This window comes from Kribbella sp. NPDC002412 (assembly GCF_053592935.1).
Window position 1 is genome coordinate 48,956 of the sequence record NZ_JBSFBL010000017.1, and the last position, 20,620, is coordinate 69,575.

At 70.2% G+C, this 20,620-nt stretch carries 24 protein-coding genes; 5 read left to right on the plus strand and 19 right to left on the minus strand.

All coding sequences use genetic code 11. The features are described 5' to 3' along the window. Positions 1–34: 34 nt before the first annotated feature. Entirely contained in the window at positions 35–490 is a 456-nt protein-coding gene (locus ACWCOV_RS16135; RefSeq protein WP_449830026.1) for a hypothetical protein, read from the plus strand. Here ACWCOV_RS16135 and ACWCOV_RS16140 read toward each other — a convergent pair whose 3' ends face one another. From ACWCOV_RS16140 to ACWCOV_RS16195, 12 genes are all read right to left on the minus strand, one after another. Next, positions 491–1,213 carry an FHA domain-containing protein gene (locus ACWCOV_RS16140; protein WP_449830027.1) on the minus strand — a complete coding sequence of 241 codons (723 nt, stop codon included), beginning with the start codon at positions 1,211–1,213 and terminating at the stop codon, positions 491–493. After that, positions 1,210–2,487 (minus strand): VWA domain-containing protein, encoded by a 1,278-nt coding sequence (locus ACWCOV_RS16145; RefSeq protein ID WP_449830028.1) that lies wholly within the window; start codon positions 2,485–2,487, stop codon positions 1,210–1,212. The genes ACWCOV_RS16140 and ACWCOV_RS16145 overlap by 4 nt, the downstream gene beginning before the upstream one ends. A 17-nt stretch (positions 2,488–2,504) precedes the next feature. Continuing rightward, a complete protein-coding gene (locus ACWCOV_RS16150) occupies positions 2,505–3,545 on the minus strand; it encodes a protein phosphatase 2C domain-containing protein (RefSeq protein ID WP_449830029.1) in 1,041 nt (346 codons plus the stop codon). Next, complete coding sequence (locus ACWCOV_RS16155; RefSeq protein ID WP_449830030.1) at positions 3,542–5,920, minus strand: tetratricopeptide repeat protein; 2,379 nt, start codon at positions 5,918–5,920, stop codon at positions 3,542–3,544. The genes ACWCOV_RS16150 and ACWCOV_RS16155 overlap by 4 nt, the downstream gene beginning before the upstream one ends. Then, the gene (locus tag ACWCOV_RS16160; RefSeq protein WP_449830031.1) at positions 5,917–7,041 is read right to left on the minus strand and encodes a hypothetical protein; all 1,125 of its coding nucleotides are present in this window, start codon (positions 7,039–7,041) and stop codon (positions 5,917–5,919) included. Before ACWCOV_RS16160 ends, ACWCOV_RS16155 begins: the two co-directional genes overlap by 4 nt. Beyond that, the gene (locus ACWCOV_RS16165) at positions 7,038–8,012 is read right to left on the minus strand and encodes a glutamate ABC transporter substrate-binding protein (protein ID WP_449830032.1); all 975 of its coding nucleotides are present in this window, start codon (positions 8,010–8,012) and stop codon (positions 7,038–7,040) included. The genes ACWCOV_RS16160 and ACWCOV_RS16165 overlap by 4 nt, the downstream gene beginning before the upstream one ends. After that, complete coding sequence (locus tag ACWCOV_RS16170) at positions 8,009–9,337, minus strand: hypothetical protein (protein WP_449830033.1); 1,329 nt, start codon at positions 9,335–9,337, stop codon at positions 8,009–8,011. Before ACWCOV_RS16170 ends, ACWCOV_RS16165 begins: the two co-directional genes overlap by 4 nt. Continuing rightward, entirely contained in the window at positions 9,334–10,737 is a 1,404-nt protein-coding gene (locus tag ACWCOV_RS16175; protein WP_449830034.1) for an AAA family ATPase, read from the minus strand. Before ACWCOV_RS16175 ends, ACWCOV_RS16170 begins: the two co-directional genes overlap by 4 nt. Continuing rightward, positions 10,734–11,285 carry a hypothetical protein gene (locus ACWCOV_RS16180; protein WP_449830035.1) on the minus strand — a complete coding sequence of 184 codons (552 nt, stop codon included), beginning with the start codon at positions 11,283–11,285 and terminating at the stop codon, positions 10,734–10,736. The genes ACWCOV_RS16175 and ACWCOV_RS16180 overlap by 4 nt, the downstream gene beginning before the upstream one ends. Positions 11,286–11,317: 32 nt before the next feature. Further along, a complete protein-coding gene (locus ACWCOV_RS16185; protein WP_449830036.1) occupies positions 11,318–12,592 on the minus strand; it encodes a toxic anion resistance protein in 1,275 nt (424 codons plus the stop codon). A 208-nt stretch (positions 12,593–12,800) separates the two neighbouring features. After that, positions 12,801–13,256 carry a dihydrofolate reductase gene (locus ACWCOV_RS16190; protein WP_449830037.1) on the minus strand — a complete coding sequence of 152 codons (456 nt, stop codon included), beginning with the start codon at positions 13,254–13,256 and terminating at the stop codon, positions 12,801–12,803. Further along, positions 13,253–14,044 (minus strand): thymidylate synthase, encoded by a 792-nt coding sequence (locus ACWCOV_RS16195; protein ID WP_449830038.1) that lies wholly within the window; start codon positions 14,042–14,044, stop codon positions 13,253–13,255. The genes ACWCOV_RS16190 and ACWCOV_RS16195 overlap by 4 nt, the downstream gene beginning before the upstream one ends. Before the next feature lie 143 nt (positions 14,045–14,187). Between ACWCOV_RS16195 and ACWCOV_RS16200 the strand changes: the two genes are divergently transcribed. After that, positions 14,188–14,841 (plus strand): peptidyl-tRNA hydrolase, encoded by a 654-nt coding sequence (locus ACWCOV_RS16200; RefSeq protein ID WP_449830039.1) that lies wholly within the window; start codon positions 14,188–14,190, stop codon positions 14,839–14,841. Here ACWCOV_RS16200 and ACWCOV_RS16205 read toward each other — a convergent pair. The 4 genes from ACWCOV_RS16205 to ACWCOV_RS16220 are packed head-to-tail and all read right to left on the minus strand — an operon-like array spanning position 14,820 to position 16,826. After that, on the minus strand, positions 14,820–15,410 hold the full coding sequence (locus ACWCOV_RS16205) for a dihydrofolate reductase family protein (protein WP_449830040.1): 591 nt from the start codon (positions 15,408–15,410) through the stop codon (positions 14,820–14,822). The two genes, ACWCOV_RS16200 and ACWCOV_RS16205, sit on opposite strands and share 22 nt — an antisense overlap. Further along, positions 15,395–16,018: a dihydrofolate reductase family protein gene (locus tag ACWCOV_RS16210; RefSeq protein WP_449830041.1), complete on the minus strand. Its 624-nt coding sequence runs from the start codon at positions 16,016–16,018 to the stop codon at positions 15,395–15,397. Before ACWCOV_RS16210 ends, ACWCOV_RS16205 begins: the two co-directional genes overlap by 16 nt. A 2-nt stretch (positions 16,019–16,020) precedes the next feature. Continuing rightward, positions 16,021–16,491: an SRPBCC family protein gene (locus ACWCOV_RS16215; RefSeq protein ID WP_449830042.1), complete on the minus strand. Its 471-nt coding sequence runs from the start codon at positions 16,489–16,491 to the stop codon at positions 16,021–16,023. Then, positions 16,488–16,826: an ArsR/SmtB family transcription factor gene (locus tag ACWCOV_RS16220; protein WP_449830043.1), complete on the minus strand. Its 339-nt coding sequence runs from the start codon at positions 16,824–16,826 to the stop codon at positions 16,488–16,490. Before ACWCOV_RS16220 ends, ACWCOV_RS16215 begins: the two co-directional genes overlap by 4 nt. A 124-nt stretch (positions 16,827–16,950) precedes the next feature. On the opposite strand from ACWCOV_RS16220, the gene ACWCOV_RS16225 reads away from it, so the two are divergent. The 3 genes from ACWCOV_RS16225 to ACWCOV_RS16235 are packed head-to-tail and all read left to right on the plus strand — an operon-like array spanning position 16,951 to position 18,328. Continuing rightward, positions 16,951–17,175: a hypothetical protein gene (locus ACWCOV_RS16225; RefSeq protein ID WP_132212221.1), complete on the plus strand. Its 225-nt coding sequence runs from the start codon at positions 16,951–16,953 to the stop codon at positions 17,173–17,175. Next, positions 17,175–17,666 (plus strand): Clp protease N-terminal domain-containing protein, encoded by a 492-nt coding sequence (locus ACWCOV_RS16230; RefSeq protein WP_449830044.1) that lies wholly within the window; start codon positions 17,175–17,177, stop codon positions 17,664–17,666. The genes ACWCOV_RS16225 and ACWCOV_RS16230 overlap by 1 nt, the downstream gene beginning before the upstream one ends. Continuing rightward, on the plus strand, positions 17,666–18,328 hold the full coding sequence (locus ACWCOV_RS16235; RefSeq protein ID WP_449830045.1) for a DUF998 domain-containing protein: 663 nt from the start codon (positions 17,666–17,668) through the stop codon (positions 18,326–18,328). Before ACWCOV_RS16230 ends, ACWCOV_RS16235 begins: the two co-directional genes overlap by 1 nt. Here ACWCOV_RS16235 and ACWCOV_RS16240 read toward each other — a convergent pair. From ACWCOV_RS16240 to ACWCOV_RS16250, 3 genes are read right to left on the minus strand one after another with little or no spacing between them, the layout of a single operon-like run. Beyond that, positions 18,325–19,848 (minus strand): multicopper oxidase family protein, encoded by a 1,524-nt coding sequence (locus ACWCOV_RS16240; RefSeq protein WP_449830046.1) that lies wholly within the window; start codon positions 19,846–19,848, stop codon positions 18,325–18,327. The genes ACWCOV_RS16235 and ACWCOV_RS16240 overlap by 4 nt on opposite strands. Next, positions 19,845–20,249 (minus strand): hypothetical protein, encoded by a 405-nt coding sequence (locus tag ACWCOV_RS16245; RefSeq protein WP_449830047.1) that lies wholly within the window; start codon positions 20,247–20,249, stop codon positions 19,845–19,847. Before ACWCOV_RS16245 ends, ACWCOV_RS16240 begins: the two co-directional genes overlap by 4 nt. Then, on the minus strand, positions 20,246–20,611 hold the full coding sequence (locus ACWCOV_RS16250; protein WP_449830048.1) for a hypothetical protein: 366 nt from the start codon (positions 20,609–20,611) through the stop codon (positions 20,246–20,248). Before ACWCOV_RS16250 ends, ACWCOV_RS16245 begins: the two co-directional genes overlap by 4 nt. Positions 20,612–20,620: the final 9 nt, after the last annotated feature.

The window sequence follows — 20,620 nt, forward strand, 5'->3', positions numbered from 1 at the left end:
CTCCCTGACATGTCAGGGGGCATAGGGGATCGCGATGCGTGACATCGCGCTGATCCTGCATGTCGCGGCCGGCGTCCTGGCGGTGCTGCTGGGTCCGCTCGCGATCGTCCTCACGCTGCGCCGCCGCGGCCTGAACTGGGCCGGCGAGACCTACCACTGGGCGATCGCGCTGGTCTGCCTGACCGCCCTCGTGATGGTTCCGTACGACTGGGGCCGGCTGTGGTTCTTCTGGCCGATCTCGCTCGCGTCGTACCTGTTCGTCTACCTCGGCCAGCGCGCCGCGGAGGCGCCCGGCGGCCTCTGGTACCGCGGCGTCCTGCGCGGGTACGGCGGCGGCTGGATCGCCTTGTGGACAGCGATCCTCGTGGTCAGCGCACCCCGGCAGCCGTGGTCGTGGGTGACCCCGATCGTGGTCGGCTCCGCGATCATCGAGTGGCTGTGCTTCAAGCCGATGCCGGGCTGGACCAAGGCGGTCCAGCCCGAGCAGTGATCAGGCGTGGCCGGCCTTCTCCTCCGGCGTGGCCTTGCGTACGACGAGGCGCGTCCAGGCGCCGACGTAGACCCGGTCGTCCGGGTTCAGCTCGCGGCGCTGGCCGGGGACGATCGGGTCCTCGGGCAGCGGTCCGGCGGCCGGGGCGACGTACGTGCCGTTGGAGGACTGCAGATCCTCGACCCACCAGCGGGTGCCGTCGGTGCTCAGCTGGGCCTGGCGGCGGCTGACGCCGGTGTCGTCGCCGCAGTCGATCTCCGGGTTGATGTTCCGGCTCCGGGACGGGCGGCCGATCAGCACGCTCTTCTCGGTCAGCGGGATCACCACCGGCAGGCCCGGCGACGGACACGGGTCGTCACTCTGCTGTACGGCGTACCAGTCGGGATCGACCCAGCGTTCGACCACCCAGTCGGGGGTCTCGGCCGGCGCCGGCGGGACCGGGGCCGGTGTGCCCAGGTCGAGGGACGACGCCGGGCGCGGCATGGTGCCGGTGGTGAAGTCGTAGCCGCAGCTCTCGCAGAACAAGGCGTCCGCGGTCGCAGACTCCGAGCAGTTGGGGCAGGTCTGCGTCGCCGGCGCGGCCGGCGGAGCGGGAGCCGCGACGGCCGGCGCCGGGACCGATGCCGCGGCCGGAGTGGCCCCGGCGCCGATCGGCAGGCCGCAGACGTCGCAATAGTCGGTCGAGACGGACGGGTGCCCGCTCGGACAGCTGACTGTCGTCATTTCTTCACCCGGGTGGTCTTGGTGGAGGCTGTGTCGAGGGCCATCTCGTCGGCCTTCTCGACGGTCCGCTTCAGCCGCACCGTACCCGCTTCCTGGTCATCGATGTCCACGACCTTGCGCAGCCGCGTGGTCGCCTCCTCGTTGCCGGTCTGAGCCGCCAGCTGGACCGCGCGACCGAGTTTGGTGGTCGCGGTCGCGGTGTCACCCGCGGCCTTCGCGGCCAGGCCTTCCTGGATCGCCTCAGCCAGCTCGGTCTGCCCGGTGTAGTGCGCGACCTCCGGGCTGATCCGGGTGGTCAGCCCCTCGTCCGCGGACCACAGCGCCTTGACCAGGCCCTGGGCGACCACGTCGTCGCCGATCGCCAGCTGGACGCGGGCGGCGAGCTGCTCCTGCCCGATCGCCTTGGCGGCCAGCCGGATCGCCACGTGGTAGTCCCGCGACTCGTCACCCCACGAGCCGGTCGGGTACGAGCCGGTCAGCGGGTTGAGCGCCGTACGGCGGGAGGTCAGGTCCTCGACCGTGGGAGCGACCTGGCGGACGAACAGCACCTCGGCGCCCTGCGGCGCCCAGACGCGCAGGTCGGCCTGGGCGACACCGCGGCTCATCGCGTTCTGGATCAGCTTGGAGAACTCGGCGGCCAGCTGGTCCGGGGCCGGGATGATGTCGACGGTGCCGAGCAGGGCCTGCGCGATCCGCCGTACCTCGTCGACCTGCCAGGCGACGCCGACACCGCGGCAGTCGCACTGGAACTCGCCCGTGACGGCCTCGATGGTCTGGGTCAGGACCTGGGGCGTCTCGTGCTGGTTCTCGCCGTCGGTGAGCAGGATGGCGTGCTTCTGGGTCAGCGACGGCACAGTCTTGAAGACCCGCGACGCGAGCCGCAGCCAGGTGCCCATCGCGGTCCCGCCGTCGGCGTAGAACCGGGACACCGCGTCCTTGGCCTGCTGCCGGGTGAACTGGTCCATCCGCACCATCACCGGCTCCGGCGACGGCGGGAACGCCAGCTGGGCCCGGTCGTTGCCGGAGATCACCGCGAACCAGACCCCGTCGAGGATCTGGTCGAGCGCGGTCTGCGCGGCGTACGCGGCGGCCCGGACACCGTCGGCGCCCATCGAGCCGGAGGTGTCGACGATGATGATCTCGCCCGCGTCACCGCTGCCGGACTGCCCGGCCGCACCGGCGCCGCTGCAGTCCACCGTGATGATGGCGTGCACGTCGGTTCCGCCGTCGGGCAGGAACTCGTTCTGGTAGACGGAGGCGGTGAAGTCGGCCATCTGTCGACGTTCCTTTCTTAGAGCCGCGCCAAGGCGACGGTGATGTTGTCCTGGCCGCCCTGGGCGTTGGCCCAGTCGACCAGGGCGGACGCGGTGGCCAAGGGCTCGCCACCGTGCGCCGCAGCGGTCTGACGTACGAGGTCGGCCAGCGGTGCCGCCTCGGAGCAGTAGTTCCACAGTCCGTCGGAGCAGACCACGATCCACCCCGGCCCGGTCACCTTGACGGTCGTCGTCCGGGGCGTGTGGTCCGGGGCGTCCTTGCCCAGCCACCGGGTGATCGCGTGCGCGTGTGGCCCGGACTCGGCCTCCGCCCGCGGGATCCCGGTCGCGATGAGCTCCGCCGCCCACGAATCGTCCACGGTCAGCGCGACCGCCTCGGCGTCGTCCGGGAACCAGTACGCGCGGCTGTCCCCGACCACGCCGGCCACGAGCAGCCCGTCCTCTAGCACCGTCGCTACGAACGTGCAGGACGCCGGGTTCGGACTGTCTGGGCTGGTGTTCTCCAGTACGGCGTCGTTGGCCGCATCGGCAGCCGCCTTGAGCCGGGCGGCGATCGCCGCGCTGCGAGACGACTCGGTGCCGATGCCCTGCGCGTGACCAGCCTGCAGTACGTCGCGAGCGGCCCGGGCAGCCGCCAGACTGGCGACGTCGGAGTCGAGTGACGAGCTGACGCCGTCGCAGATGACCAGCAGAGCCCGGCTGCCCGGCTCCTCGTCGGCGGCCAGCGCCATGGCGTCCTCGTTGCGGGTGTGCCGGATGCCCCGGTCGCACACCCCGGCCACCCACGGGGTGGGCTGCTCGTCGAAGTGGTCGCGTGGTTTGGCCGCCTTGGTGCCGCAGGTCTCGCAGTAGCCGTCGGCACCGACCACCCCGCCACAGGACTGGCACGGGCTCACCGGGGTCGTGTTGATCTCGACCGTCGGCTCGGTGTCGGTGTCCAGCGCCGGCGTGCTGGGTGCGGTGGGCTTGAGCTCGGCCCCGCAGGCCTCACAGAAGCGGTCGGCCTCGGACACCGGGCCACCACAGCTGGGGCAGACGGTCTGGGTCGTACTCGTCATCGCAACGTCCATCCTCGAACTTCGTTGGCCTGGTCGACCAGGGCGATCCGTTCCTGCCGGCTCTGCGCATGATCCGCCAGTTGACGGTAGGTGGCCTCGAGTCCGTCCCGCAGGTCGGGCTCGGTCGCCTCCCGGCCGTCGATCCGCAGCCCCTGCTGCGGACCGGACTGCTGGACCTCCGCCAGCGCGGTCCGGAACACGTCCGCGGCCAGGTTGGCCCGGTCGACCGGGTCGATGGTCAGCGACTCGATACTGTCCATCGCGTCGGCCAGCGCGGGCAGGCCACGACCCGATCCTGCCAGCAGACCGGCTCGCTGGCGACGAGCCCGGACGTACGCGCCGCTGGTTCGCGGCACCAGGTCGAGCGCTGCGATGGCGCCGTCCAGGTCGTTCCGGGCAGTGCGGATGGCGGCCAGCCCGAACGCGGACGGTGCGATGTAGTTGGCGTCGGTGCGGGCGCAGGTGAGGTAGAGGCCTTCGGCGACGTCGTACTCGCCGCTGAGCTCACAGGCGATCGCCAGCGCGAGCTTGGGGGCCAGCTCCCCGGGCACTTGGCCGTAGACGGCGTTGAAGGCCGACTGGGCCGCGGCGTTGTCGCCACGGGCCAGTGCGACCAGTCCGGCCATCCAGACCGCGCGCCACTCCCACGGGTCGCCGGCGAGCAGGTCGGAGACCGCGGTGTCGACCATGTCGTAGCGGTACTCGCCCACCTCGAGGGCAGCCTCGGCGATCTCCAGCAGCGTCTGTGGCGAGGACTCCGGCGCGTCGACGAGCAGCTCGAGCCGCTTGGACGGGTCCGGCACGCTGACCGTCTTCAGCCAGCCGGCCATCTTGTCGCTCTCGTCCGCCGCCAGCGACGGCAGCTGCTGCCAGGGCGCGGCCTTGTCGCCCAGTCCTGCGGTCTTGTCGCCCGGGGTGCCGAACAGCAGCGACGACGCGGAGTGCTGCGCCGCCTTCGTGCCCTGCCGGTCGGCGACGACCTCGCGCAGGACGCCGAGCAGCTGCACCCGGAACTCGTCGGCCGTCTGGAACCGGTCCGCCGGGTCCTTCGCACACGCCTTGGCGAGCAACCGGTAGACCGAGTCGTACTTCTGGAACAGCGGTACGTCGTTCACCGGCGGCAGCGAGCCGACGTACCGGCCCTGGTAGCCGCGGAACTCCATCGCCAGCACGCACAGCGTCCGGCCGAGCGTGTAGATGTCGGAGGCAACGGACGGCCCGACCTCGGCCACCTCGGGAGCCTGGAAGCCGACCGTGCCGTAGATCGCCGAGTCCAGGTCGTCGATCCGCCGGACCCCGCCGAGGTCGATCAGCTTGACCGCGTCGCCGACCTGGATGATGTTGTCCGGCTTGAAGTCGCAGTACACCAGGCCGAGGTCGTGCAGGTAGGAGAAGGCCGGCAGGATCTCCAGGATGTACGCGATCGCCTGGTCGATCGGCAGCGCGTCGTACTGGCCGCCGTTGGCCGCCATCCGCTGCTTGAGCAACGTCTTCAGCGAGGTGCCGCCGACGTACTCCATCACGATGTAGCCGGCGCCCTCGTGGGTGACGAAGTTGTAGATCTCCACGATCAGCGGGTGCTCGACCCGGGCCAGGAACTGCTGCTCCGCGATCGCGGACGCGACGGCGTCCGGGTCCTCGGAGTTGAGCAGGCCCTTCAGCACCACCCAGCGGTCGGAGACGTTCTTGTCCCGGGCCATGTAGATCCAGCCGAAGCCACCGTGCGCCAGGCAGCCGGCCACCTCGTATTGGCCGGCGACGAGGTCGCCCGGGTGCAGCTTGGGCGAGAACGAGAACTTGCTCCGGCACTTCGGGCAGAACCCGTCGGTGCGGCCCGGCTGGTCGCCCCGGGAGCGGCCGACCGGGTTGCCGCAACTGGGGCAGTTCCGGCGGTCCTCGGGAACCATCGGGTTGGCCAGGATCGCTTTGCTGGCGTCGATCGCGGGGATCGACGGCACGTGCGTCAGGCCGGCGCCGAGGCGGGCGCCGCGCAGCCGGGTGGACGACGTACCCAGGCGGCGCGTCAGCTTCGAGCCGGCCGCGGCCGCGCGGGCGGAGCCGAGTGGCGTCGAGGCGAGCCGGTTGGACGCGCGGGAGACCGTCGACGGGGTGCTGAGCGGCGCCGCATCGCTGACCACGGCCGGAGCGCCGGTGACGGCAGACGGGCTGGCGGTGCCGTCGGGTGCGGGAGCGCCACAGACGTCGCAGTAGCCGTCCACGAAGGTCCCGGTGCAACCAGGCTGGTTGCATGCGCCGGCGGCCGGAGACGGAGCCGCAGTACCGGAGGATGCTGCGGGGGAGCCGCAGACATCGCAGTACCCGTCCAGGATCTTCCCTGTGCAACCTGGTTGCGTGCAGGCGGTGGTCGTGGTCATCTGGTCCCTCCTGTGCTGTCCAGGTAGGCCTGGTACGCGGTGACGAGCGCGGCCAGCCGGATCAGGTCGACCGGCTCCGACTCGATCACCGCACGGCCCCGCCGGTACAACTCGGCCAAGTCCTCGTTGCCCGGGGCAATCACGGACGCCTTCACCTGGTACGCGTCCAGCCGGGCGTCCAGCTCATCCCGTCGTTCGAGTGCGGCGCCGTACGCCGCTTGCGCCTGCCCCAGCGCCCGCCGGACGGCGTCCAGCCGGCTCAGGTACTTCTCCAGCTCGGCCGGGGTGTTCGGCACCGGGCCAAGCGCAGTGACGTTCGGTACGGCGAGCCGCGGCGCCGGCGTGACACTGGCAACCGCCTTATCCGCGAGTGCGCGTAGCGCCGTCCCTTGCGCCTCCAGCTCACTGCGCAACGACCGGGCCCGCGCGACATCGGCCGCACGTTCCTTGCGGGTCGCGGCGCCGACGATCAGGTCGCGCTCGGTCCGCGCGGCGTCGATCTCCAGCGGACCGATCAGGCCGCCGATGTCCGCGCCGCGTTTGTTGCGCTCGGCAAGATCCGTGACCCGGCGGTCGAGGTCGTGGTGCTCGGCGATCGCCGCATTGCGGGCGCTCGCCGGCTCCTGCTTGACCAGGTCGCTGATCCGCTCGACCTGCGCTCGCAGGTGCCGCAGCCGGGCGGCCAGGTCGGCGTCACCAGGCTCCAGCGCCAGCTTGGCGCGCAGGCTGGACGCCAGCGCGTCCGACAACTTGCATGCCTCGGGCAACGAGACGGCGAGTGACCCACCGGCCCCGCCGGTGTCCAGACCGCCCCAGATCAAGGTCGAGATCCGCTCTGTCTCGGCCGGCCCGACCCGCCCGGAGTCCCAGGTGACCAGGATCAGCTCGTACCGATCCGACACCGCCTTCCACACCGCCATACTCAGTACGACGTCCGCGCTCAGCGCATCGGCGTCGGGGGAGTGCAGCGCGGCCTGGTCCAGCTCGTCCAGCTCGGCCTTCCGCCGATCCCGCCAGGTGCCCAGCGCATCGAGGAACGAGAGCAGCTCCGTCGCCGGGACGCTGCTCCCCATCTTCCCCGGCGGCGCCGGCGCCGAGGCCGTCGGTGTGCGAACGGTCATTGCTTCGGGACCCGGCCGTAGACGGACGGCGGCGGCGTGGACAGGTCGCCGAGGGCCTTACCGAGCCACTTGTCGTACGAGATCATCCAGGTGCCGTCGGTCTTCATCTGTGCGAGCACCTGGTTCACGAACTGGACGAACTCCGGGTGCTCCAGCGACATGCCGAGGCCGTACGGCTCATCGCTGATCCGCTCCGCGATCACCCGGGCGTACGGGTCCTGGGCGACGTCGCCGGCCAGCACCGTGTCGTCACCGGTGATGGCGTAGGCCTTGCCCGACTGGAAGAGCGCCAGGCAGCCGGTGTCGGTGTCGGCCGTGATCGGGATCGCCTGCGGGCTGAACTTCTTCAGGTTGTCCAGGCTGGTCGAGCCAGCCGGGGCGCAGACCGGCTTGCCGGCCAGGTCCTTGATGCTCTTCGCCGTCGACTCGCTCGGCACCAGTGTCTTCTGGCCGGAGCGGTAGTACTCGGCGGAGAAGGCGATCTCGTTCCAGCGCGAGCAGTTGATCGTCATGTTCCGCGCGACGATGTCCACGTCGCCGTCCTTGAGCACCGGGATCCGCTGCGGGCTCGAGATCACCCGCAGCTCGACCTTGTCCGGGTCGCCGAAGATGGCCTTCGCGACGGCCCGCACCATGTCGATGTCGAACCCCTCGATCTGGCCGCTGAGCGGGTTGCGCGCGCCCAGGTTCAGGCTGTCCGCGGACACACCGGCGATCAGCCGGCCGCGCTTGTGGATCTCCGCCATGTAGGTTCCGGCCGGCATCGCGTTGGGCTGTGGCATCGCGCCCTCGGGCGCGTACGAGGCGACCGGATTGCCGCAGGGGGGTTGCGTGGCAGGCGGTGCCGCCGGGGCCACGGACGGCTGCGGCTTCGCTGGGATCTCGGTCGCGGCGTAGTCACCGGAGCTGCAGGCGGTGGCGGCGAGCAGGAGCGCGAGCGCGGCCGCGGCCGGGACGACCAGTTTCCTCATCGGTACTCCTCCAGTCGCTGCGACATGCCCCAGGCGACCAGCAGCGCGGCCGCGATTCCGATCGGTATACCCAGCCAGCCGATCGGCGGCAGGGCCTCGCGGCTGTCGGTCAACTCGGTGCGCACCGCTTCGCTCGACGTCTTCAGCTGAGCTGCGGAGCTCTCGTCGAACGCGGCGAAGGCACGCACGGAGCTGGTGCCGCGAGCCTTGCCGATGGCAAGGTCGACCGCCTGGTCCCAGTCGCCTTCCGTGTCGAGCTTGCGGACCGCGACGTGTACCTCTTTGTAGTCGGCCCACTGCGACTCGAGCGTGCCGGAGCCGTTGACGTTCCGCAGTTGGTCGTCGACCACGGCCGCCGCGTCCGTGTACGCCTTGTCGTAGGCCGCGCCGGAACCGCGCGCGATCAGGGTCAGGCTCTCGTTGGAGCGCGCGTCGTACGCGGCGATCCTGGCCCGGGACAGCGCCAGCGTCCGGTCGTACGCTTCCGTCCGGGTGTTGGAGGCGTCGCTGGAAGCGTTGGCGAGCGCGAGGCCGCCGACGATCGTGGTCAGCAGGACGAGTACGCCGCCGGCCGCGATCGGGACGTTGATGTAGCGGTGCGTACGACGAGCCAGCCAGCGCAACGTGATCCCGAAGACCACCAGCGTCAGCAGGCCGCTGACGAGCACCCAGATGCTGCCGTACCCGATCCCGTCGAACTCGGTGTCGACCCGCTCCTCGTTGGCCTGCACCAGCGCCTTCACCAAGGGCAGCGAGTCGTTCTGCAGTACGGCGTTCGCGTCCCTCAGGTACTGCGATCCGATCGGCAGCCCCTGGCGGTTGTTCGCCCGGGCCTGCTCGATCAGGCCGTTGTACGTGACCAAGGTCTGGTTGAGCGCGCCGAGCGCGTCCTGGTCCGCGGGCTGCGCGGTCGCGGCCTCGGCGATCAGGCGGGCCGCCTCGGCCAGCGAGTCGACGAAGTGCTGACGCTGGTCCGGCGGCTCGAGACCGCCGACCAGGAAGGCGTTCGTGGCGTCGGCGTTCGCACTGACCAGGTTGGTGTGGATCGCCTGGATCCGGACCAGCTGGGCAGCATTGGCCTCGGCGCGGTCGAGCGCGCCTTCGGACTGCCGGAAGCCCTGCGCGGCGGCCAGGCCGAAGACGACGCTCATCGCCGCGGCCAGGATCAGGAACGCGCGCATCCGGCCCGGCGTGCCCTCGAACCAGGCAGCGATCGGGCCGCGGGTGGTGGGCTGCTGCGCGCCGGGCTGCTGGGACGGTGGCGCGGCCGGTTGCGGGGCCGGCGGCGTCCACGTCGCCGGCGGCGCACTCTGAGTCTGGGTCACGCCTCTTCTCCTTGCTCGACATCGGCGCGCGCAGGGTGCCCTTGAGGTCCAGCGCGCCGTGCTCGTACCTGCTCGGGTTCTGCCGCCGTCCCGGCGGAGGGTTCGGGCTCTTCAGGCTCGTCGGTCAGGTCTTCGGCGAGGATCTGACGCAGTTGGTCCCTGGTAGGTGCCGTGACGTCGCGCAGCCGCCAGGCGTGCCGGCCGATCGCGGCCTCCAGCACGTTCCGCGCGAACCGTCCGTTGCCGAACGACCGGCCCCGCGGCGTCGCGGCGAGGATCTCACGGAACTTCGCCAGCGCCTCCGGGACCAGCTCGTAGTCGGCGCCCTCGGCGAGCCCGGTGAGGATGTCGGTGAGCTCGTCGTCGCTGTAGTCGTCGAACCCGATCGTGGTCCGGAACCGGCTGGCCAGCCCCGGGTTCGCCGCGATGAAGTCCGCCATCGGCTCGGGGTAGCCGGCCACGATCACGACCAGGTCGTCGCGCCGGTCCTCCATCTCCTTGACCAGCGTGTCGACCGCCTCCCGGCCGTACTGGTCGGCGCCGAGGTCACCCGCGGTCAGGCTGTACGCCTCGTCGATGAACAGCACCCCGCCGGCCGCGGACGCGACCACGTCAGCGGTCTTCGTCGCGGTCTGGCCGAGGTACCCGGCGACCAGCTCGGAGCGGTCGACCTCGATCAGCTGCCCCTTGGACAGCAGCCCGAGCGCCTTGTAGATCCCGCTCACCAGCCGCGCGACGGTCGTCTTGCCGGTGCCCGGGTTCCCGACGAACACCAGGTGCCGGGTGATCGTCGGGCTCTTCAGCCCGGCCTCGGTCCGCAGCTTCTCCACCCGCAGTACGGCGACCTGCCGGTGCACCTCCCGCTTTACGGAGGTCAACCCGGTCAGCTCGTCCAACTCCGCGAGCAACTCGTCGACCGTCTTCGCCGGCGGCTCCTCCACAGGGGCCGTCTCGACGACAGCCTTCGGTTGGGGTTCCGCGGTCACCTGAAGCGGTCGAGCTCCCGCAGCCTGCAACTGAGCAGCCGCAGCAACAGAAGCATTACCCACGACCCGCATGGTCGGCTCACCCAGCGTGCACGCCGCCGACGCCACCTCCGCGAGTGCCTGTGCATACGCGACCTTCTCCGCCGACCCTTCGGCGATCAGCTCCACCAACGTCGCGGTCGGCGCACCACGCCAGCGGCGGCCGCGCACGGCCGCGTCGAAGAAGTCCTGCGTGGTCGCGCCAGGAGTCGCCTTCGCCCAGTCCGCCGGCGCGCCGGTCGCGGACTCGGCCAACGCGGCGGCCAGTGACAAGGCCTCGGCGCGGGCCTTGTCTTCCGCGACCCCCGCACGAGCAGCCACAGCCAGCAGGTCCGTGACCGCTTGCTGCAGAGACTTGCCCCCCTCGCCGCTCATGCTCCTCCTCGTCCAGGTGGTGGATCCAGTGGTCCTGCCGTCGGGCCGAGGGCCAGGCCCCCGCCGGTCGATCCGGTGCCGAACTTCTCCTGCAGGAACCGGCCGTGCGCGATCAGCGCCGCCGCGTCGGCCCGGTTCACCGCGTCGAACACCTTGTCCATCGTGGAGCCCAAGAGGTCCAACTGGTCGATCAGGATCATCAGCGACGTCTTGCCCTTGTCGACCGGCCGGGTGTCCGCCCAGTGCCGCGGCAGCCGCAGGTAGCCGCCGATCGCCTCCGGCAGGTAGTCGGTCGCGGTCGCCATCACCGAGTACGCCTGCGCGCTGCCGCCCAGGTTGCCCAGCCGCGGGATCGTCTCCCGCACCGTCCGGACCACTCGCGCGACCCGGGACGCGACCACCGCCGGTACGGCGCCCTCGGCAACCAACTGCTCGACGCGGGTCAGCGACTCGAGCAGGTCGTCGGTGGTCGGCGGACGGGGGACAGGCGTGGGCTCGGGCTCCGCCTTGCGGCCCGTGAGCCGCGCAAAGAAGTCACCGAGCGCCATTCAGTCCCCGTCCCCCAGCCCATGTACCCGTGTCAGCGACCGAGGTCGAGGTCGAGGCTGCCGTGCACGACGCGCTGGTCCTGCTGTGAGACCCGGTCCAGGTACGCGCGGGACTTGGTCACCTCGGTCTCCAGCGTGCCGATGGTGGCGGCCATGTTGTCCAGCGCCTCCACCTTGAAGGTGTCGATCGCGTCCATGGTCGCGTAGATGTTCGCGAACGCGGCCTGCAGTTGCGGCAGCCCGATCGTCGCCGACGCGGCCTGCTGCTGGATCGCCACCGAGTTGTCCCGCATCATCTGCGAGGTCCGCTCGATCATCCCGCTGGTGGTGGTGTTCAGCGCGCTGATCTGGTCCAGCACCAGCTTCTGGTTGCTCAGCGCCTGCGCCACGATGACCGCTGTGCGCAGCGCCGAGACCGTGGTCGTGGACGCCCGGTCGACACCCTTGATCAGCTCGATGTTGTTCTTGATCACGATGTCGATGGCCAGGTAGTTCTGGATCGACACCGCCAGCTGGGTGAGCAGGTCCTGGTGCTTCTGCCGGACGTAGAACAGCACGTCCTCGCGGAACGCCTTCGCCTTGTCCGGGTTGGTCGTCTCCAGCTCGGCGATGGCCGCCGACAACCGGGCGTCCAGCCGCTCGGCGACGTACACGTACTGGTTCAGCCGGGTCATCGCGTCCCAGAGCTGCTGCTTCTCCAGGTTCAGCGCGGCGTTGTCCTTGCCAAGCTCGTCCTGGCCGTTGCGCAGCGCGTGCAGGATGCCCTCGAGGTGGCTCTGCGCGGTCTGGTACTTGCGGAAGTAGTCCTCGATCTTGTCCCCGAACGGGATCAGCCCGAGCAGCTTCTTGACCCCGGTGGCTTCCTTCGGGTCCAGCTCCTCGACCGTACGGCGCAGCTCGAGCAGCGTCTTGCCGACCGTCGAGCCCTCGGACAGGCCGCCCTCCTGCAGCGCCCGGACCGGCGACTGCAGCAGCCGGTTCGAGCTGTCGGCGGCGGCGCGGATGTCGACGTCGCCCATGCTGCGGACGTCACTGGCCTTGGCGGCGAACTCCGGCGACCGCGGCTCGGCCGACATCAGCGCGGTCAGGAAGGTGTCCACCTTCGAGTCCAGCCCGGGCAGCGCGGCCGGGTCGACCGCCGGCGCCATACTCGGCGCGGCCGTCGCGGCTACCGGCTGTGACGGAGGTGGCGCGGTCAGTATCAGCCCCGGCGCGGTGGCCGTCGGTGGCTGCAGCGGCTGAGCGGCGGCAGCGGGCGCCGGAGCGGCAGCCCCCGGCGTACCTGCAGTGTTGTCGGCTTCAGTCATGGTCGTTCCCCTCCACGCGGTGCCCCCGGCCAGTGCAGTGTCACCTCCGTGACGCGCACACAATCTACGCGGTTCCAGGGTTTCCTGGCTCCCCTGTTGCGCACTCGTTGTTAGGTCGTGCCTGGTGGCCCCCCGCCTACTGCGCGGCACTCGGCACGGCACCTCGCCGAGCACCTGCTCGCGACGGCGGGGGGCCACCAGCCACGACCTACTTGCGCCGGTAGCTGACGAAGGTGAAGCCGTCGTGGGGGTCGCGGGCGGTCTCGAGCCAGGCGTGGGGGTCGAGGCTGGGGAAGGTGACGTCGCCGGTGGGGGACTGGGCGACCTCGGTGAGCTCGAGGCGGTCGGCGTACGGGAGGGACTGGCGGTAGATCTCACCGCCGCCGGCGACGTAGCGGTCCCCGTCGTACTTGAGCGCCTCTTCGAGGGTGTGGACGACGTCGACGCCGTCGGCGGTCCAATCGCGCTGACGGGTGACGACGACGGTACGGCGGCCCGGCAGCGGGCGGCCGATCGAGTCGTAAGTCTTGCGGCCCATCACCAGCGTGTGGCCGAGCGTTAGCGCCTTGAAGTGGTGCAGGTCCTCGCGGATCCGCCACGGCAGGTCGTTGTCCCGCCCGATCACGCCGTTGGCGCCGACCGCGGCGATCAGAATCACGCTCATACCGCGATGGGCGCCTTGATTCCGGGGTGCGGGTCGTAGCCGAGCAGCTCGACGTCCGCGATCTCGTAGCCGTCGATCGCGTCGCGCTGGTTCAGCTTCAGGGTCGGCAGCGGCCGGGGCTCGCGGGTGAGCTGCAGCCGGGCCTGGTCCAGGTGGTTCAGGTACAAGTGCGCGTCGCCGAGCGTGTGGACGAAGTCGCCCACCTCGAGCCCGGTCTGCTGCGCCACCATGTGGGTCAGCAGCGCGTACGACGCGATGTTGAACGGGACCCCGAGGAAGATGTCGGCGGACCGCTGGTACAGCTGGCAGGACAGCCGCCCGTCGGCGACGTAGAACTGGAACATCGTGTGGCACGGCGGCAACGCCATCTCGTCCACGTCCGCCACGTTCCAGGCGTTCACGATGTGCCGGCGGGAGTCGGGGTTGTTCTTGATCGACTCGATCACGCCGGCGATCTGGTCCACGTGCCGGCCGTCCGGCGTCGGCCAGGACCGCCACTGGTAGCCGTAGACCGGGCCGAGCTCGCCGTCGGCGTCGGCCCACTCGTCCCAGATCGAGATGTTGTTCTCGTGCAGCCACTTGACGTTGGTCGAGCCGCTGAGGAACCAGATCAGCTCGCCGATCACCGAGCGCAGGTGCAGCTTCTTCGTCGTCACCGCCGGGAAGCCGGCGCGAAGGTCGTACCGCGACTGATGCCCGAACACACTCAGCGTGCCCGTCCCCGTCCGGTCGCCCTTCTCGACCCCGTTGTCCAGCACGTGCCGAAGAAGCTCCAGGTACTGCTGCATGCCGCCAAGCTAACACCCATCGCCGACACAACGGCGAACCGCCAGGCCATCACAACTGCGCCCGTTTCGCGCCACCCCACCGGCCGGCGGCGCGAGGCTGGGCGTTGTGATGGCGTGGGGGTCCGGCCTGACAGACTCGCGGGGTGGACGAGTACGTGCTGACCTTGGTGGTGCGGGTCGAGAAGAGTGCGCGGCCGGGGCAGACGGATGCGTTGGAGACCGCGGCGCGGGCGGTGCTGGCGATTCTTGCCGACGAGCGGTCGGCCGGCGAGGGGGAGTGGGCCGAGGCGATGCACGCCTGGCAGGACGACCGGATCCGGAAGGTGGTACGGCGGGCGCGCGGGGCGGAGTGGCGTCGGGCCGAGGCGCTGCCGGGGATCACCGTGCACGGTTCGACCGCGGAGGTCCGGGTGTTCCCGCCGGTGCCGCTGGACGCCGTGCCGAAGGATCTCGCGAAGCTGCAGGTGACGGGCACGGACTTCGAGGATCCGGAGGAACTGCCGGCGGTGCAGCCGGGGCTGCCGGTGCTGTGGATCAACCCGGGGCTGGAGATGTCCAGCGGGAAGGCCGCGGCTCAGTGCGGCCACGCGGCGCACCTGGCCTGGTGGGCGCTGTCAGCCAGGGGACGAAAGGAGTGGGTGGCGGCGGACTTCGCCTTGGCGGTGCGCACCGCCACCCCTGAGCACTGGCAGGAACTGTTGAGGAGCGGACTCCCCGTGGTCCAGGACGCCGGCTTCACCGAGGTGGCGCCGGGCTCGCGGACCGTCATCGCGGCTCACCCTTTGCTGACGCGGTAGTGCAGGTGGGTGACCCGGTCGCCCTCGACGACCTTCGGGTTGTCGAGCAGGACGTGGTCGCCGGCGTAGTCGCCGAAGAACTTCACGCCGCTGCCGAACACGACCGGGGCGAGGTTGTAGGCGATCTCGTCGACCAGGCCGGCCGCCAGCGCCTGGCCGGTCAGGTTGCCGCCGGTCACCGCGACGTCACCGTCGCCGGCGAGCTCCTTGGCCTTCGCGATCGCCGCCTCGATCCCGCTGACGAACGTGTACGGCGCGTCCGGGAACGGCCAGTCGGTGGGCGCCTCGTGGGTCACGACGACCACGTGGTCGCCGACCGCGGGGACGCCGTTCCAGCCGTTGGTGATGTCGAACAGCTTTCGCCCGATCACGCAGACCCGCGTGTTCGGCCAGACCGAGTTGAGGTAGTCGGCACTCGCCTGGGTGACGTGGAACGGCCGCCCCGGGTCGTTGCCGTAGATCTCGACGGAGCCGTTGTAGTACCAGTCGAACAGCGCGCCGATCCCGTCCTCGGGATCCGCGACGAAACCGTCGAGGGAGACGACGGCGGAGGCTACGACGTTGCCCATGACACCTTCTCCTTCTTGACCCGGTAGGTGAGATGCTGCGCGGCCGGGGTGGAGACCATCTCGATCAGGTCCAGCGAGTACGTCGGCGCCGCGTCGGCCGGGAACAACCGGGTCCCGGCACCCAGGACGACCGGAGCGATGTGCAACCGCAGTACGTCGGCCAGCCCGGCGGCGAGCACCTGGTGGCAGATCTGCCCGCCACCCATCACATAGACGTCCTTGTCGCCGGCGGCCTCCCGGCCCTGGGCGACGGCGTCCTCGACCGAGCCGACGAACCGGAACCGATCGCCCAGCCGGGTCTGCTCCGGCGCCGAGTGGGTCACCACGAAGACCGGCGGATTCACCTCGCCGGTCGGCTTGGCGCCGTACCCCATCTCGTCGTTCCAGCCGTGCGGACCGTCGATGATGTCGAACAGGTTCCGGCCCTGGATCACCGCGCCGGTGGCGTCGAAGGCGGCGTTCAGTACGGCGAGATCGTCGGCGTCGCCGTTCAGCGCCCACTCGTGCAGCGCCTCGCCGCCGTCGCCGAGCCCGTTGTCCAGGCTGACGTTGGGCCCGGTGACGTAGCCGTCCAGGGACACCGAGATGTCGACCACGACCTGGCTCATGATCAGGCCTCCTTGACGAGCAGCTCGGCGAGGCGGTCCATCGAGTCGTTGATGCCGTCCTTCATGCCGTACTCGATCGACTGGTCGCGGGCCTCGACCGACGGGAACACCGAGCGCTGGTTCAGCCGGACGCCGGTCGCGGTGGGCTCGAGGGTCATCTTCTCGATGCAGACCTCACCCGGAGCGCCTTCCCACTCGAAGGTCTGGATGACCAGCTTGTCCTGCTCGACGGTGTGGAAGACACCGCGGAAGGCGTACTCGCCGGACTCGTCGCGGTGGACGTACCGGTAGCTGCCGCCGGGGCGTACGTCGTACTTCTCGATCGTCGCGTCGAGGTCGCGCGGGCCGAGCCACTGGGCGACCAGGTCCGGGTCGGTCATGATCCTGAACAGCTGGGCCGGGGTGGCGTTGAACTCGCGGGTCACCTCGACGAACGGGGTGCCGGCCGGGGTGTTGATGGTGGTGGCGTTCATTGCTCCTGCTCCTTCACGGTTTTCAGTACGGCGTCCATCCGGCGGAATCGGCGTTCGGTCTCCAGCCGGTACTCGTCGATCCAGCTCGTCAGGGCCTCGAGGGCGGCCGGCACCAGGTGGCAGGGACGGCGCTGGCCGTCCCGGGTCCGGGTGATCAGCCCGGCGGTCTCCAGCACCTGGATGTGCCGCGACACCGCCTGCTTGGTGATCGGGAACGGTTCGGCCAGCTCGTTGACGGTGGCCGGGCCGCGGGACAGCCGCGCGATCATCGCTCGCCGGACCGGGTCGCCGAGCGCGGCGAAGGCCTTGTCGAGCTGGTCGTCGTCAACCGGCATCTTTATCAACCATTTCCTTGATCAACCGATGTGTTGAATATAGGGAGATGGTTCGCCGGACGTCAAGTGTCAGGGTCTAGCAACTTTGGTTGACAATCGAGCGTTGTCAACCTAAGTTGCTTAGATGACCGAGTTGGTGGATCCCGAGGACCCCGCGGCCGGCCTGGCCGCGGTGGTGGCGTTGCGCCGGCTGGCCGACCGGCTAGAGGACAGCCAGGTGGAGCAGGCGATGCGGGCCGGCTGGAGCTGGTCCGACGTGGCCGAGGTGCTGGGGGTCACCCGGCAGGCCGTTCACAAGAAGCACGCCAAGCGGCTGATCGCCGCGGGTGTCGCCCTGAGGAGGCGCTGATGTCGTCCGACGCGAAGGACGTTCGCACCATCCTGGTGCGTGGTGCGCGGGAGGTCGCCCGCCGGGACGGATCCCGGACCATCGAGGCCGAGCACGTGCTGCTGGCGCTGGCCGGGATGGCGGACAACCCGGCCGCACGGTTGCTGGCCGACGCCGGGCTGACCGAGGAGGCGATCCGGGCCGCCCTGGATCGCGAGTGGGAACACAGCCTGGCCATCGCCGGGATCGCGGTCCGGATCGGGCTGTTGCCGGAGGCAACACCTGACCACAGCCGGGACCCGCAGATCGGCGAGTCGGTGCGGCTGCTGCTGAAGCGAGCGCTGGACGCCGAGCCTCGAGTCGGTGGCACCCGGATCGGATCGGTCCGCATCCTGGTCGGCATCCTGGACTCCGACCGCAACCGCGTCGCCCGCGCGCTCGCGATCGCAGGTGTGGACCGCGCCGCGCTCCGGGCCCGAGCCGCCGAAGCCCTCGCCGAAGGCATCCGCTGATGGTCGGCCCACGCAGGGCACCGGCGCGGGCCGAGCCGACTGGCCGGCACCCGTCGACTCGCCGCCTGGTCTCCTGCGGACTGCTCGCCGGCCCGCTCTTCGTCGTCGCCTTCCTGATCCAGGGTTGGCTGAAGGGTTCCGGGTACGACCCCATGCGCCACCCGGTCAGCTCGCTGGCGCTCGGCGATCAAGGCTGGGTGCAGACCGCCAACTTCCTGGTCTGCGGTCTGCTGACCATCGCGTGCGCGGTCGGCCTCTGGCGATCCGGCCTACGCGCCGGCGCCGTACTGATCGGCATCTGGGGTCTCGGCCTGGTCGGCGCCGGCGTGTTCGTGACCGACCCGGTGAGCGGCTTCCCACTGGGTACGCCGAACGCCTTGGAGTACACCACGATCGGCGCACTCCACGACGCCTTCTCGCTCCCCGCCTTCCTCGCCCTCGCGGCGGCCCAGGTCGTGCTCTCCGGCGGCAACGGCTGGAAGTGGCGCGTCTATTCGTTGCTCAGCGCAACCGCCTTCGTCACGACGTTCCTGCTGGCCGGCGTCGGCTTCGACCAGAATCAGTCCCTGGTCGACGTGGCCGGCCTCTTCCAGCGGCTGGCTGTCACGATCGGCTGGGCCTGGCTGTTCGCGCTGACCGTCCGCGTCCTCCGCCGTACCTAGACCGTCTCGAAGCCGGCCATCATCGCCATGTCCTCGTGCTCGAGGTTGTGGCAGTGGATCAGGTACTTGCCCTTGTGGGCGGTGAACTTGACCAGGACGTCGACCACCTCGGCCGGCCGGATGTCCACGGTGTCCTTCCAGCCGGCGTCGTACGCGCCCCGGCCGCCACCGCCTCGGCTCAGCACCTGGAACGGCGCGAGGTGGACGTGCACCGGGTGGTGGACGTCGGTGACGAAGGTCCAGATCTCGTACTGGTCCAGCTTGACCTGCGCCTGCATCACCTCCGGGTCGAACGCCTTCCCGTTGATCGTCCAGCCCTTGTGCCCACCGGCGTCGCCGCGACTGAACTTCCACTTCCGCTTGACGATCCCGGCCGGCTTGGGCAGCACGGCGTACGACGAGAGCCTGGCCGGGATGCTGCTGTCGTCGGTGGCCTTCCGGGCGACCTTGAAGCGCAGGATGTTCGCGTTGCCGTCCAGCTTGTTGACGAGCGTGACCTCGTCACCGGGCTCGTACGGCGAGAAGTCCACGATCACGTCGAAGCGTTCGGCCGGCGCGATCACGAGCGTGTCGTGCTCGATCGGCGCGTCGAGCAGTCCGCCGTCGCTGCCGATCTGGACGAACTTCGCCGGGCCCTTGTCGAAGGCGAGCTCGTATCGGCGCGCGTTGGCCGCGTTGAGGATCCGGAAGCGGTAGCGGACCGCGTCCACCTCGTGCACCGGCCAGGGAGCGCCGTTGACCAGCGTGACGTCCGCGACGACACCTTCCATGTACGCCGACTCGACACCGGGACGATCCTTCGCCGCGGGGTACAGGAACGAGCCGTCCTCGGCGAACGCTCGGTCCGCGATGACGAGCGGGATCTCGCGATCGCCCGCAGGCAGGGGTAAACGGTCCTCCTCGTCGTCCCGGACCAGGTGGAAGCCGAACAGGCCGCGGTAGACCTGAGGTGCGGTGTAGTCCATCCGGTGGTCGTGGTACCAGAGGGTCGCGGCGCGCTGCGTGTTCGGGTAGGTGTAGACGCGGCTGCCGGTCTTCACGTCGCCGCCGGTCATGTTGTGGTGACCGCCATGCCCTTGATGGTCGCCGGGCGGCATGAGCAGGTCGAGCGGCCAGCCGTCGCTTGCAGCCGGCGTGTGCCCGCCATGCAGGTGTACGGCGGTCGGCACGTCGAGCTGGTTGACCTGCTCGATCACAGTGGTCCGCCCGCTCCGTACGTCGAACGTGGGTCCCGGCAGCAGGCCGTCGTACCCGAGGATCTCGGTCTTGAGACCGGGGAGGATCTCCAGACTGGCCTTGCGTTGTACGACGCGGTAGTAGTCGACGCCGGCCTCGGCACGGATCGGTTTCTTCACCGGTGGGATCGGGAGCGGGACCTGGAACGGCTCGGGGAGCTTGGCCTGGCTGCGCAGGAGCTCGCCGGCCTGTGACGGTGCCGGATCGAGGCCGCAGTTGGTCAGGGTGAGGGCGGCGCCGGTGCCGCCGGCAACGGCCAGGAAACCACGGCGGGACAGCTTCATTCGGAGGGCTCCTTTCGGCTGCGGCGGGCGGCCGGGCGGAACGACCAGACGGTCATCCACACGACGGTGACGACGATCGCCGTGCCGAGCGGGACGTGGACGGCGAAGTTCTGCAGGTAGCCGAAGGTCAGCTGGACGAACTCGGCGAAGAACAGCACGACGGTCAGCAGCAGCGGCCAGATCCGGCCGCCGCCGGCCAGCCAGTAGAGGATCGCGGCGACGAACTGGATCATCGAGACCATCCACAGCGTCGACCCGATCGGGCCGTGCGCGCTCATCGCGTCGACCTCACCGGACAGGAAGTAGCCGGCCAGGATCGGCTGCGCCACCACCAGAGCTGCGTGCAGAAGCAGAACGATCCGCAGCGTCCACAGGGACGCGCGTGGCCGCCGTACCGTCATGAGGTCACCGCCTGCTGGCGACGGGTCCAGAAGGCGAAGGTGACCACGGTGCCTACCAGGGCGATGCCGAGCGGGACGTGGAGGGCGAGGTCACGGCTGTACCCCATGCCGATCTGGACGCTCTCGCCGGTGAGCACCAGCAGCGAGACCAGCGGCGCCGCGAACCGGCCGCCGGACCGCCACCAGATCGTTGCTATGAGCAACTGGATGACCGCGATCGACGACACCGCGAGGCCGAGGGGCTCATGGATCCGGATCGCGCCGCCGGAGCCGTTCAGGTAGACGCCGGCCAGGATCGGCTGCAGGCAGATCGCGATCGCGTGCGTCGCGGCGACCAGCCTCAGGGCGGCAAGGGACTTCATGTAGACAGA

What these genes read in the sequence shown, in the direction of transcription:
- ACWCOV_RS16205 (WP_449830040.1), bottom strand. Translation starts at nt 15,410, where the DNA reads ATGGGCAACGTCGTAGCCTCCGCCGTCGTCTCCCTCGACGGTTTCGTC.
- ACWCOV_RS16180 (WP_449830035.1), bottom strand. Translation starts at nt 11,285, where the DNA reads ATGGCGCTCGGTGACTTCTTTGCGCGGCTCACGGGCCGCAAGGCGGAG.
- ACWCOV_RS16250 (WP_449830048.1), bottom strand. Translation starts at nt 20,611, where the DNA reads ATGAAGTCCCTTGCCGCCCTGAGGCTGGTCGCCGCGACGCACGCGATC.
- ACWCOV_RS16190 (WP_449830037.1), bottom strand. Translation starts at nt 13,256, where the DNA reads ATGAGCGTGATTCTGATCGCCGCGGTCGGCGCCAACGGCGTGATCGGG.
- ACWCOV_RS16225 (WP_132212221.1), top strand. Translation starts at nt 16,951, where the DNA reads ATGACCGAGTTGGTGGATCCCGAGGACCCCGCGGCCGGCCTGGCCGCG.
- ACWCOV_RS16215 (WP_449830042.1), bottom strand. Translation starts at nt 16,491, where the DNA reads ATGAACGCCACCACCATCAACACCCCGGCCGGCACCCCGTTCGTCGAG.
- ACWCOV_RS16220 (WP_449830043.1), bottom strand. Translation starts at nt 16,826, where the DNA reads ATGCCGGTTGACGACGACCAGCTCGACAAGGCCTTCGCCGCGCTCGGC.
- ACWCOV_RS16140 (WP_449830027.1), bottom strand. Translation starts at nt 1,213, where the DNA reads ATGACGACAGTCAGCTGTCCGAGCGGGCACCCGTCCGTCTCGACCGAC.
- ACWCOV_RS16160 (WP_449830031.1), bottom strand. Translation starts at nt 7,041, where the DNA reads ATGACCGTTCGCACACCGACGGCCTCGGCGCCGGCGCCGCCGGGGAAG.
- ACWCOV_RS16185 (WP_449830036.1), bottom strand. Translation starts at nt 12,592, where the DNA reads ATGACTGAAGCCGACAACACTGCAGGTACGCCGGGGGCTGCCGCTCCG.
- ACWCOV_RS16195 (WP_449830038.1), bottom strand. Translation starts at nt 14,044, where the DNA reads ATGCAGCAGTACCTGGAGCTTCTTCGGCACGTGCTGGACAACGGGGTC.
- ACWCOV_RS16135 (WP_449830026.1), top strand. Translation starts at nt 35, where the DNA reads ATGCGTGACATCGCGCTGATCCTGCATGTCGCGGCCGGCGTCCTGGCG.
- ACWCOV_RS16210 (WP_449830041.1), bottom strand. Translation starts at nt 16,018, where the DNA reads ATGAGCCAGGTCGTGGTCGACATCTCGGTGTCCCTGGACGGCTACGTC.
- ACWCOV_RS16235 (WP_449830045.1), top strand. Translation starts at nt 17,666, where the DNA reads ATGGTCGGCCCACGCAGGGCACCGGCGCGGGCCGAGCCGACTGGCCGG.
- ACWCOV_RS16230 (WP_449830044.1), top strand. Translation starts at nt 17,175, where the DNA reads ATGTCGTCCGACGCGAAGGACGTTCGCACCATCCTGGTGCGTGGTGCG.
- ACWCOV_RS16145 (WP_449830028.1), bottom strand. Translation starts at nt 2,487, where the DNA reads ATGGCCGACTTCACCGCCTCCGTCTACCAGAACGAGTTCCTGCCCGAC.
- ACWCOV_RS16165 (WP_449830032.1), bottom strand. Translation starts at nt 8,012, where the DNA reads ATGAGGAAACTGGTCGTCCCGGCCGCGGCCGCGCTCGCGCTCCTGCTC.
- ACWCOV_RS16175 (WP_449830034.1), bottom strand. Translation starts at nt 10,737, where the DNA reads ATGAGCGGCGAGGGGGGCAAGTCTCTGCAGCAAGCGGTCACGGACCTG.
- ACWCOV_RS16155 (WP_449830030.1), bottom strand. Translation starts at nt 5,920, where the DNA reads ATGACCACGACCACCGCCTGCACGCAACCAGGTTGCACAGGGAAGATC.
- ACWCOV_RS16150 (WP_449830029.1), bottom strand. Translation starts at nt 3,545, where the DNA reads ATGACGAGTACGACCCAGACCGTCTGCCCCAGCTGTGGTGGCCCGGTG.
- ACWCOV_RS16240 (WP_449830046.1), bottom strand. Translation starts at nt 19,848, where the DNA reads ATGAAGCTGTCCCGCCGTGGTTTCCTGGCCGTTGCCGGCGGCACCGGC.
- ACWCOV_RS16245 (WP_449830047.1), bottom strand. Translation starts at nt 20,249, where the DNA reads ATGACGGTACGGCGGCCACGCGCGTCCCTGTGGACGCTGCGGATCGTT.